Below are 11698 nucleotides of genomic sequence, written 5' to 3' on the forward strand. Positions count from 1 at the left end.
TCAGCCGTGCGGAACCGCCGAACACCCCGGTGCCGCACGGTTCGCAGGCCCTACCCAGAGGCGAGGGCCCCGGAGCAACCGGCTCCGGGGCCCTCGCCGAGGCAGTGCCTACCGCATCACAGCGGAATATTCTTGTGGTGGCTGGCCCGCGCGGGAGCGGCGGCCAGGGCCGCGGCGATCACGCTGCGGGTCTCGGCCGGATCGATGATCTTGTCCACGACACCGATGGACAGCGCCCGCTCCACGCCACCGGCGATGGCCTCGTGTTCGGCGGTGAGCCGTTCGTGCAGCGCTTCGCGCTCGTCCTCCGGCGAGGCGGCCAGGGCTTTCTTGTGCAGGATGCCGACGGCGGCCTTGGCGCCCATCACCGCGACCTCCGACCCGGGCCAGGCATAGACCGCAGTGGCACCGAGCGAGCGGGCGTTCATCGCGATATAGGCGCCGCCGTAGATCTTGCGGGTGACCAGCGTGACCCGCGGCACCCGGGCTTCAGCGAAGGCGTGCAGCAGTTTGGCGCCACGGCGCACCACTCCGTCCCACTCCTGGCCGACGCCGGGCAGGTAGCCGGGGACATCGGTGATCACGATCAGCGGGATACCGAAGGCATCGCACAACCGGACGAACCGGGCCGCTTTCTCCGCGCTCTTGGAGTCGAGGCAGCCACCCAGCCGCAGCGGGTTGTTCGCCAGAACACCGACGGTGCGCCCGGCGAGCCGGCCGAGGCCGGTGACCATGGAGCGGGCGTAACCGCCCTGCAGTTCTTCGAAGCTGGATTCGCCGTCCACGTTGTCGAGCAGTTCGTGCACGATCGGTTTCACGTCGTAGGCACGTTTGACCGATTCCGGCAGCATGGCCTGCAGATCGACATTGCCGTGTTCGGCGGCAACCAGGTCGAATTCGCCCTGTTCGGCGAACATCGAGACCAGGCGGCGCGCCCGGTGCACGGCATCGGCTTCGTCGTCGGCGACGATATGGGTGACGCCGGACTTCTTGCCGTGGGTCTCGGGGCCACCGAGGGTGGCCATATCGACCTGTTCACCGGTAACGCTGCGCACCACATCGGGGCCGGTGACGAAAACGCGGCCCTCGGGCGCCATGATCACGATATCGGTGAGAGCGGGGCCGTAGGCGGCGCCGCCTGCGGCGAAACCGAGCACCACCGAGATCTGCGGTACCAGGCCGGACGCGCGGACCATGGCCTCGAAGACCAGGCCGACGGCGTGCAGGGCCTCGACGCCCTCGGCGAGCCGGGCCCCGCCGGAATGCCACAGCCCGACCACCGGGACACCGGAGTCGATGGCGGTATCGATGGCACCGACGATGTGCTTGCAGCCCTCGACACCCATGGCGCCGCCCATCACGGTGGCATCCGAGCAGTAGGCGACGGTCCGCACACCGTCCACCTCACCGATCGCGGCGAGCACACCCGACTTGTCCCGCGGATGCAGGGGTAGCACCGTGCCGGGATCGAAGAAGCGTTGCAGCCGGCCGAGCGGATCCCGCGGATCTACTGCGGTTTCCTGCCGGCGGGCCGGAGCCATGATTGTCATCGCGTTCTCTCCTCGATGATGTGTGGCCGAGGCACGGGCCACAGGTGTCGAAGCACGAAGCGGGGCCGCCGGTATCGCCGGCGGCCCCGCTTCGGGTCGTCGAACTATTCGATCAGGTCCGGAAGGCCGTCAGGCCCGGCCGAAGGCGAGCGCGACATTGTGCCCACCGAAACCGAACGAATTGTTGATCGCGTACTCGATCTCCTGGCGGCGGGCTTCCCCGTGCACCACGTCGAGGTCGATCTCGGGATCCTGGTTCTCCAGGTTCAGGGTGGGCGGCACGATACCGTCCCGGATGGCCATCACGGTGAGTACCGATTCCAGCGCGCCGACGGCACCGATCGAATGCCCCAGCGCCGATTTGGGCGCGTAGATCGAGGCATGGTTGCCGACAGCCTTGTTGATCGCGTTCGCCTCGGCGGTATCGCCGATCGGGGTGGCGGTGGCGTGCGCGTTGATATGGGTGATGTCCTGTTTGGACAGCCCCGCGGTCTGCATGGCCCGGGTCATGGCGCGGGCGGCGCCGGTGCCCTCGGGGTCGGGGGCGACCAGGTGGAAACCGTCGGAGGTGATCCCGGCACCGAGCAGACGGGCATGGATGGTCGCTCCGCGGGCCTTGGCGTGCTCCTCGGTTTCGATGACCATGAGCGCGCCGGCCTCGCCGAACACGAAACCGTCACGGTCGGAGTCGAAGGGACGCGAGGCCGCCTTCGGGTCGTCGTTGCGGGTGCTCATGGCGCGCATCATGGTGAACGCCGCGATCGGCACCGCATCGATGAAGCCCTCGACGCCGCCGGTGACGACCATATCGGCGTCACCCATGACGATCATCCGCCACGCGTTCGCGATGCCCTCCGAACCGGACGAGCATGCCGAGACCGGAGTGACCACTCCCGCCCGGGCCTGCAGCTCGAGACCGACGACGGCGGACGGCCCATTCGGCATGACCATCTGAACAGCGAGCGGCGAGATCTTGCGATAACCGCCGTTCTTCAGTTTGTCGACCGAATCGATGAGCGCGTCACCGCCACCTAGTCCAGTGCCGATGGCCACACCCAGCCGGTCCGGATCGACCTCCGGGCTGCCCGCATTGCGCCACACCTCGCGGCCCAGCACAGTGGCCAGCCGCTCGACGTAGGCCATTCGCCGGATCTCGACCCGGCTCAGCAGGGTATCCGGCGACACCTTCAGGTGGCCGCCGATACGAACCGGCAGGTCGTATTCCTCGACGAAGGAGTCCTCGAGAACGTCGATACCGCTCTCGCCGTTGAGGAGGCCCTTCCACGTCGCATCGACATCTCCCGCGATGGACGTGGACGCCGCCAGGCTGGTGACGACGACGTTGGGGAAGTTCCCGTTCAAGGTGGAAGGAGTGGTCACGGTGTCGGCCCTACTCGGCGTTGCCGAGTTTGGCCTTGAGCTCGGCGGCCATCTCGGAGTTCTCGGCCTCGAGCTTCTGGACGTAGGCGACGGAATCGCCGACGGTCTTCAGGCTGGCGAGATCCTCGTCGGGAATCTTGACGCCGTACTTGTCCTCCATCTGCACCGCGATCTCGACCATCGACAGCGAATCGATGTCCAGGTCATCGACGAAGGACTTCTCCATCGTTACCTCGGAGGGCTCGATACCGGTCACCTCTTCGATGATCTTGCCGAGTTCCTCGACGATTTGTTCCTGGGTCAGAGCGGCCACTTCGTGGCTCCCTTCTTGTTTTTCCGGGTATGGCTTTACTTGGTACTTCGGGCCGGGACGGCGATCGGTTACGCCGCCCGGTGCCGGATTCCCGCCCTGAATCGGTGGAAACCCGGCCGCAGGCACGCTAGCCGGAGCTCGCGAGCCCGGCCAGCGCGGGGATGTCCTCGGGTGTCTTCAACGCCAGGTTGGGGGTGCCCTTGAGCTCCCGCTTGGCAATGCCGACGAGGGTTCCCGCCGGTGGCAGCTCCGCCACCGCCGAAACGCCGGCCTGCCGGACGGTTTCGGTGCACAGATCCCACCGGACGGGCCGGGTGACCTGCGCGGCGAGCTTAGCCACCGCATCGGCGCCGGATTCGACCGGCTTACCGTCGGAGTTGGACAACAGTGTCCGGGTGGGTTCGTGCGGGGTGATCTCGGCGATCGCCGCCGCCACCGCCTGCTGGGCCGGTGCCATGAACTCGGTGTGGAACGCGCCCGCCACCGGCAGCGCCCGCACTCGGGCCTTCTCCGGCGGGTTCGCCGCCAGTTCGGCCAAAGCGTCGAGCCGGCCGGCCGCAACGATCTGGCCGGTGGCATTGCGGTTGGCGGGGACCAGCTCCAATTCCTCGAGCCGGGCCAGCACGGCGGCTTCGTCGCCACCGAGCACCGCGGACATACCGGTGGGTTCCAGCGCGCACGCCTTCGCCATTTCGGCACCGCGGATGGCTGCCAGCGTAACCGCTTGGTCGGCGGAGATCACTCCGGCGACGGCGGCGGCGGCGAGTTCACCCACCGAATGGCCGGCCACGATGGTGTCGGCCGATACCCGGCTCTCGCCGATCTCGGCGAAGGCGAGCAGTGCGGCCGCGACCACGAGTGGCTGGGTCACCGCGGTGTCGGTGATCTCTTCGGCGGTCGCTTCGGTACCGAGCCGGACCAGATCCAGACCCGATTCCTTCGACCACAGTGCCAGGCGGTCATGCGCTCCCGGTAGGTCGAGCCAAGGCGCGAGCATGCCGGGTGTCTGAGAGCCCTGTCCAGGGGCGAACAACGCGATCACGTACCTAAGAAAACACTGTGAAGCGGCTCTCGCGAGATGTCGACGTGAATAGAGCTTGCGGACGGCTTTTGTATGGTCCCCACAAAAGCCCGCGTGGGGTGCCCGGATCGGCGGAAGGATCCCAGCCGTTACAGCCCATCTTTGTCCATCGGGACAAAAGATTCCTCTGGGGCAGATGTCGACGATTCGTTACGTGTTCGTGTCAGCCGACCTACTGTGGCGGCGATTCGCAGCACGTAGGAGTCCCGCGGGTTGAGCGGATCCCGGCCGGTGACCTCACCGATGCGCTTCAGGCGATAACGCACAGTATTTGGATGAACGTACAGTTGCCGAGCGCACATCTCGACCGCACCGCCGCATTCCAGGTACGCATCCAGGGTGTCGGCCAGGGCGGAGCCCGCCGCTGCCAACGGAAGCACAAGGTACTCGACAAGTGCGTCCACCGCAGCTCGGTCGCCGAGCAGGGCGCGTTCGGGCAACAGTTCCATCGCGTGCACGGGCCGCGGCGCGTCCCGCCAGCCGATGACGGCCTCCATACCGGCCAGCGCCTCGAGCGCGCTACCGTGCGCCGCGCCCAGGGTACGGGTGGTCGGCCCGATCACCACGGGTCCGTCGGAGAACGCCTCGGTGAGCAGATCGTCCATGAACGGCGAGGAGTACGGAGCGTCACTGAGATGGCCGCTCACCACCATCACCAGGCGTGCCCCCTGCACCACCGCGAGCGCGGCCCGGCCGTGCCGGGCCGCGATGGTGTGCACTGCCCCGACCACCGAGATGCCCTGATCCAGCGGCGGGGTACCCACCAGCACCGTGGCGGGCGCAGTGGCGTCCCAGTTCAACGTAGCCGCCCGCGACAGCATGTCCGGGCCGGTGTCCCCGCGCACCACCGCGTCGACCACCAGCGCCTCCAGCCGGGTATCCCAGGCGCCCCGGGATTCGGCGGCACTGGCGTACACCGAGGCGGCCGCGAAGCCGAGCTCACGCCCGTACCGCAGTACCGCCTCGGTGAGCGCCACCAGCTGGCGATCGTTACGCGCCAGCGCGGGTAGCCACTGTTCGAAGAACTCCATGGCCACCCGCACCATGTCCACGGTCTGGCGCAGCGTCAGCCGCCGCGCCAGATCCTGCGGAATCACCTGGAAGGCATCCAGACTGAACCGGATATCGCTGTCCGGGTCCTGGAGCCATTCCAGGAAGTTGACCACCGCGGTCTGCACCAGCATCTGCACACCCGCGCGCTGCGCGGCGTCCAGATCGGCGAAGAACGGCAACCGGTCCTGCATAGACCCCACGGCTTCGGTGGACAGCCGCCCGGAGAACTGCTTGACGCGTCGCAGCAGTGTGTCCGGTAAGGGGTCGCGGGTCTGCCGGTTCGGCGACAGGGCGCCGGTCGGCAGATACACCTCGTGCTCGGAGGAGCCTTCGGAGACCCGGCGGGGTCGCGGTGGCCTGCGTTCGATCATCGAGTTGTCGTCACTCCGCATCTCCTGCGCCACCGGCGGTGAACTTCTCCGCCGCGGATACATCGTCGATCCGGTACCGGGCCGCGGCCTCGGCGGCCTTGGCGGAGTCGAGCTTGCCCATCCGGGCCAGCCCCGCCAGCGCGGCGACGGCGATGGATTCGGCGTCCACATTGAAGACCCGGCGCGCGGCCGGCCGGGTGTCGGAGAACCCGAACCCATCAGTACCGAGGGTGGTGAAATCGCCCGGCACCCATTTGCGGATCTGGTCCGGTACCGCACGCATCCAGTCCGAGGCGGCCACGAAGGGCCCCTCGGCGCCGGCCAGCGCACGGGCGACATAGGGCTTCCCCGGATCCTCGCCCGGATGATGCAGCGCCTCGATCTCCAATTCCAGGGCCTCACGGCGCAGCTGACCGTAGGAGGTGACCGACCAGACATCGGCGGCCACACCCCAGTGGTCGGCCAGCAGCTGCTGGGCCCGCAGCCCGTCGGGCACAGTGACACCGGAGACCAGGATCTGCGCGCGCACATCGCCCGCACCGCCCTTGCGGTACAGGTAGATGCCCTTGAGCAGACCGTCCACGTCCAGGTCCTCGGGCTCGGCCGGCTGCTGGTAGGGCTCGTTGTACAGGGTGAGGTAGTAGAAGATGTTCTCCCCACCGAACCCGTCCACGCCCGGAGTACCGCCGTACATCCGGCGCAGCCCGTCGCGCACGATATGGGCGATCTCGAAAGAGAACGCCGGATCGTAGGACACCACGGCCGGATTGGTCGACGCCAGCAGCAGCGAATGCCCGTCGTTGTGCTGCAGCCCCTCACCGGTGAGCGTGGTCCGCCCGGCGGTCGCGCCGAGTACGAACCCACGAGCCAGCTGATCGGCCGCGGCCCACAGTCCGTCGCCGGTGCGCTGGAACCCGAACATCGAATAGAAGATGTAGAGCGGGATCATCGGCTCGCCGTGGGTGGCATACGAGGTGCCCACCGCGGTGAACGATGCGGTGGACCCCGCCTCGTTGATGCCCTCGTGCAGGATCTGCCCGACGGCGCTCTCCTTGTAGGCGAGCATCAATTCCGCGTCGACCGAGGTGTAGAGCTGACCGTTGCGGTTGTAGATCTTCAGCGACGGGAACCACGAGTCCATCCCGAAGGTGCGGGCCTCGTCCGGAATGATCGGCACGATCCGCTTGCCGATCTCCTTATCGCGCAGCAGCTCCTTCATCAGCCGCACCAGGGCCATGGTGGTGGCCACGTTCTGCTTCCCGGACCCCTTACGCACCGACTTGTACGCCTCGTCGCCCGGCAGCTTCAGGGGTGCGACGTTCGTCCGCCGTTCCGGCAGGTAACCACCGAGCGCCTTACGGCGATCCAGCATGTACTGGACCTCCTTGGTTTCCGCGCCCGGATGGTAGTACGGGGGCAGATACGGATCCTTCTCCAGCTCGGCATCGCTGATCGGGATCCGCTGGAGATCGCGGAAATCCTTCAGGTCCTGCAGCGTCAGCTTCTTCATCTGGTGCGTGGCGTTACGGCCTTCGAAATGCTTACCGAGGGTGTAACCCTTGATCGTCTTCGCCAGGATCACCGTGGGCTGGCCCTTGTGTGCCAGTGCCGCCGCGTACGCCGCATACACCTTGCGGTAGTCGTGACCACCGCGCTTGAGGTTCCAGATCTCCTGATCCGACAGATCCTGCACCAGAGCTTTGGTGCGCGGGTCGCGGCCGAAGAAATGGTCGCGGACATAGGCACCGTCGTTGGCCTTGTAGGTCTGGTAGTCACCGTCGGGCGTGGTGTTCATCAGGTTCACCAGTGCACCGTCGCGGTCCGCGCCCAGCAGCGCATCCCATTCGCGACCCCAGATCACCTTGATCACGTTCCAGCCGGCGCCCCGGAAGAACGACTCCAGTTCCTGGATGATCTTGCCGTTGCCGCGGACCGGGCCGTCGAGGCGCTGCAGGTTGCAGTTCACCACGAAGGTCAGATTGTCCAGCCCCTCCATGGCCGCCACTTGGGCGAGACCACGCGATTCGGGTTCGTCCATCTCGCCGTCGCCGAGGAACGCCCACACATGCTGATCCGAGGTGTCCTTGATCCCGCGATCGTGCAGGTAGTGGTTGAACCGGGCCTGGTAGATGGCATTCATCGGGCCCAGCCCCATGGACACCGTCGGGAATTCCCAGAAATCGCTCAGCAACCGCGGATGCGGATACGACGGCAGGCCCTTACCGAGACCGCCGTGGCTGTACTCCTGGCGGAAACCGTCGAGCTGATCGGTCGACAACCGGCCCTCGAGGAAGGCGCGGGCGTAGATACCGGGCGAGGCGTGCCCCTGGATGAAGATCGAATCCCCGCCGCCGGAGTGGTCCTTACCGCGGAAGAAATGGTTGAACCCGACCTCGTACAGCGCCGCCGAAGACGCATACGTCGAGATATGCCCGCCCACGCCGATACCCGGGCGCTGCGCCCGGTGCACCATGATGGCCGCGTTCCAGCGGATCCAGGCCCGAAAGCGCCGCTCGGTCTCCTCGTCGCCGGGGAACCAGGGCTCGTTCTCGGTCGGAATGGTGTTGACGTAATCAGTGGATGTCAGCGCAGGAATCGAGACCCGGCGCTCACCCGCGCGTTCGAGCATGCGCAGCATCAGGTAGCGGGCGCGGGCGGGGCCTTCGCGGTCGAGCATCACATCGAATGATTCGAGCCATTCGCTGGTCTCCTCCGGATCGATATCCGGTAGGTAAGAGGCCACTCCTTCACGAATCACGCGGACTCGGCCACCGGGCGGCACGCCGTGGGCGTCGCGAGGGGTGGGAGCGGAACCCGGCTCAGCGGATTCCGCCGGGACGCCAGAGTGGATCAGATCGGTCAAAACTGCTCCTCGTACAGGGGGTGGTCGAGCTGATGGCTGCGGTGACCCCGAGTGGCCCGCTGGTGTGCAGGTCACTCGTGACGACTAGTTCCGGGCGCACCCGCGTCCTTGCGCGGCGCGTCCCACATCATCATGTCAGCCGCCCATCCAGTACCGTTCGACAGGCAGGGCTACGCAGTGGTAACCGAGGAGTCGGAGGACGATGCAACGGCTGGACCCGCGCCGATTCGGGCTGATCTGCGCCGCGGCGGCACTGGTCACCGGCGCGACCCTGGCGGGTTGCGCGAACCAGATCGAGGGCGTCGCGACGCCCAACGCCGCCGAAGCCACCGCCTATCGCAGTTTCGCCTCGTCCTCGTCCGCGGCGGCCACGTCTTCGCAGATCGCGGCTGCCCGCGACAAGGCGATCGCCGACAACTGCGGCCTGTTCCCCGGCACCACCGGCACCGGCGTCACCAAATACAACGAGTTCGTCGACGCGCACGACAGCAACGCGCCCGACTACGACGCCAAACGTGATGCCGCGGTCACCGCGCTCGACAACGCCGCCGATCAGGTCGAAGGCGGCATGAACGCGGCCGGCGCAGACCTGCCCGACGAGCTGAAGGCGAAATTCGCCGACTACGTCGACGCGGCCCGCGCCCTGTCCCGATCGACCCGGGAGATGAACTACGCCTCCCCCGTCGGACCGCTCAACGATGCGAGCAAGCGCGTGAACGACGCGCGCAACGCGGTACGCGATACTTGCCCCGGATGATCTCGATCGCCCGTCACCAGGCTTTTGTCGCGACATCAGAAATTCCATCTACCCGATCGGCTTGCGTTAGGGCCGATAACCATGTTCGCTTGCAGATATCTTGTAGTCGGGAGTTGAGGAGGACGCCACCGTGGTCGCCGCGGCGGACGATCAGAATTTCGCTCAGAAGCTTGGCATCACCCACGGCATGGTTGTTCAGGAGCTGGGCTGGGACGAGGACACCAACGACGACCTCCGGGCCGACGTCGAGGAGAATGCCGGCAGTGAACTGCTGGACGAGGACTCCGACGAGGTCATCGATGTCGTTCTGCTGTGGTGGCGGGACGGCGACGGCGACCTGGTCGACGAGCTGATGGAGGCGATCGGCCCACTGGCCGACGACGGCTTCATCTGGGTGCTGACCCCCAAGACCGGTAAGGACGGGCACGTCGATCCCAGTGAGATCGCCGAATCCGCACCGACGGCCGGGCTCACCCAGACCTCGGCGATCAAGCTCGGGGAATGGTCGGCCAGTCGGCTGGTGCAACCCAAGGCACCGACCAAACAGCGCTGAGCCGCCCACAGCTGCGCCGCGCACCCGGAATACAGGTGCGCGGCGGGAGATTCGGAGGATACCCATGCCCCTCGAGGTAGGTGCCCAGGCGCCGGAGTTCACCCTCAAGGACCAGAACAATCAGGAAGTCTCGCTGTCGGATTACCGCGGCGAGAAGAACGTCCTGATCGTGTTCTACCCGCTCGCCTTCACCGGCATCTGCCAAGGCGAGCTGTGCAAGGTCCGCGACGAACTGCCGCGCTTCCAGAACGACAACGCCGAGATCATCGCGATCTCGGTGGGCCCCCCGCCGACCCACAAGATCTGGGCCGCCGAACAGGGCTACACCTTTCCGCTGCTGTCGGACTTCTGGCCGCACGGAAAGACCGCACAGGACTATGGCGTCTTCAACGACACCACCGGCTTCGCCAACCGCGGCACCTTCGTCGTCGACCGCGAGGGAATCATCCGATTTTCGGAGATGAACGGTCCCGGAGAGCCCCGTGACCAGGCGGCTTGGGAGAAAGCGCTCGCCGCGCTAGATTCATAGATCGTTCCCCCCGGATACATTCCGGGGGATCCGGGCGTATAGCTCAGCGGTAGAGCTCTGGTTTTACACACCAGCGGTCGGGGGTTCGAACCCCTCTGCGCCCACTAAGATTTATCCAGGTCTGGACTTGCAGCTTTCCCGGACACCATCCATAACCCGTGCCGATCGCGACATACCCATGACGGACATACCGAGTGACGTGTCCACCGTGACGGCACCCTCACATCGACCGGTCGGGCGCACGAGGCATACCTGGATAGCGATAGGAGCAATTACCGCTGGTCGGCGATGATTGTCTGTTCTCTCTCGGGTCGGTAGGTAAGAGGCTGAAGAGTCCGTCGACCGATGCCCCGCCCGCCCGAACCGCCGGCACAGGGGTCGGAGAAGCCACCGAATCTCTGCGCGTGGTCGCTCGGGCGCCAGGCGCGCAGGGTCACGGCTCGGTCGGTGAGTTCAGGATCGGGATGGGACTCGGTCCCCGGCGAAACCGGTTCCCGGAGTCAGCTCTCTATGGCGAAGGTGAGGCCATCGGGTGCGGTGAGATCGACAACCGCACCCCGGTCGTTTGCGGGACCCATCTGCCCAGTTCCGCCGGGCGACCCACCGGCTCGCCGTTGAACCTCGGTGACGGAGTCGACGGCGACGATCAGTCGCCAGCCCGGCACCGTGTTCCTCCCCGCGATTCCGGCGAAATCGGTATCAGGATCGCTCATTCCGAGGAAGCGCCGGTAGAACTCGGCGGCCGCCGGTGGATCTGCGCTCAGATGTTGTAATCGTCGCGGTGCCGCCCTGGTCGCCCGCGGATGCGTCCAACCTCGCTGCGGTGTCTGCCGCTGCCACAGAGACGCGGCCGCGCCGAACGGATCGATCAGTGTCGCGATCCGGCCGTCGTCCCCGGCATCGAAGGGCGCCACCAATAGTCGGGCGCCGGCTTCGACCGCGGCCGCGATCCGCGCGTCCACGTCGTCGACTGCCAGGTAGCAGGCGATGTGCGGGGGTGTCCCGGGAGGATACACAGCTGCGGTCACGTCGCTGAGTCCACCGATGTGGTGCTCGCCCACCCGGATGACGGTAGCCCGTCGCCACGAGCCCTGGTCGATCTCGACGGTCCAGCCCAACGCGCTTTCGAAGAAAGCCGCCGCTGCCTTCGGATCCCGTGTCTTCAGGTCCACCCAGCAAAATGCCCCGGCAGGTCGAGGGACCGGATCTCCAGAAGGCTGCGCACTCATGGCTCGTAAGTATCGCAGC

10 protein-coding genes and 1 tRNA gene are annotated in these 11698 nt (G+C 66.6%); 4 read left to right on the forward strand and 7 right to left on the reverse strand.

Going from position 1 to position 11698, the window contains the following annotated elements; all coding sequences use genetic code 11:
- Window positions 1–116 precede the first annotated feature (116 nt).
- The 6 genes from NS6_RS09050 to aceE form a co-directional block, all read right to left on the reverse strand.
- Window positions 117–1550: an acyl-CoA carboxylase subunit beta gene (locus NS6_RS09050; RefSeq protein ID WP_068039413.1), complete on the reverse strand. Its 1434-nt coding sequence runs from the start codon at window positions 1548–1550 to the stop codon at window positions 117–119.
- Between the two features lie 129 nt (window positions 1551–1679).
- Window positions 1680–2930, reverse strand: a complete 1251-nt coding sequence (locus tag NS6_RS09055; protein ID WP_068039415.1) for a KasA/KasB family beta-ketoacyl-ACP synthase — start codon at window positions 2928–2930, stop codon at window positions 1680–1682.
- A 10-nt stretch (window positions 2931–2940) separates the two neighbouring features.
- Window positions 2941–3243 (reverse strand): meromycolate extension acyl carrier protein AcpM, encoded by a 303-nt coding sequence (acpM, locus tag NS6_RS09060; protein ID WP_068039418.1) that lies wholly within the window; start codon window positions 3241–3243, stop codon window positions 2941–2943.
- 127 nt (window positions 3244–3370) lie between these two features.
- On the reverse strand, window positions 3371–4285 hold the full coding sequence (locus NS6_RS09065; protein ID WP_068039421.1) for an ACP S-malonyltransferase: 915 nt from the start codon (window positions 4283–4285) through the stop codon (window positions 3371–3373).
- A gap of 128 nt (window positions 4286–4413) precedes the next feature.
- On the reverse strand, window positions 4414–5748 hold the full coding sequence (locus NS6_RS09070; protein ID WP_068039656.1) for a PucR family transcriptional regulator: 1335 nt from the start codon (window positions 5746–5748) through the stop codon (window positions 4414–4416).
- Window positions 5749–5758: 10 nt separating this feature from the next.
- Window positions 5759–8530: a pyruvate dehydrogenase (acetyl-transferring), homodimeric type gene (gene aceE, locus NS6_RS09075; RefSeq protein ID WP_245669228.1), complete on the reverse strand. Its 2772-nt coding sequence runs from the start codon at window positions 8528–8530 to the stop codon at window positions 5759–5761.
- A gap of 283 nt (window positions 8531–8813) precedes the next feature.
- Here aceE and NS6_RS09080 point away from each other — a divergent pair, with 283 nt between their 5' ends.
- The 4 genes from NS6_RS09080 (at window position 8814) to NS6_RS09095 (ending at window position 10554) form a co-directional block, all read left to right on the forward strand.
- Window positions 8814–9368, forward strand: coding sequence for an Rv2240c family protein (locus NS6_RS09080; protein WP_068039427.1), 555 nt, complete (start codon window positions 8814–8816; stop codon window positions 9366–9368).
- A gap of 130 nt (window positions 9369–9498) precedes the next feature.
- Complete coding sequence (locus NS6_RS09085; protein WP_068039430.1) at window positions 9499–9921, forward strand: DUF3052 domain-containing protein; 423 nt, start codon at window positions 9499–9501, stop codon at window positions 9919–9921.
- Between the two features lie 64 nt (window positions 9922–9985).
- Window positions 9986–10450 (forward strand): peroxiredoxin, encoded by a 465-nt coding sequence (locus NS6_RS09090; protein WP_068039433.1) that lies wholly within the window; start codon window positions 9986–9988, stop codon window positions 10448–10450.
- Between the two features lie 32 nt (window positions 10451–10482).
- Window positions 10483–10554 (forward strand) — tRNA-Val (locus NS6_RS09095).
- A 396-nt stretch (window positions 10555–10950) separates the two neighbouring features.
- Here the strand turns inward: NS6_RS09095 and NS6_RS09100 are convergent.
- Window positions 10951–11622: a VOC family protein gene (locus tag NS6_RS09100; RefSeq protein ID WP_210747336.1), complete on the reverse strand. Its 672-nt coding sequence runs from the start codon at window positions 11620–11622 to the stop codon at window positions 10951–10953.
- Window positions 11623–11698: the final 76 nt, after the last annotated feature.

The sequence above is a fragment of the Nocardia speluncae NBRC 108251 genome (genome assembly GCF_001613245.1).
Classification (GTDB): domain Bacteria; phylum Actinomycetota; class Actinomycetes; order Mycobacteriales; family Mycobacteriaceae; genus Nocardia; species Nocardia speluncae.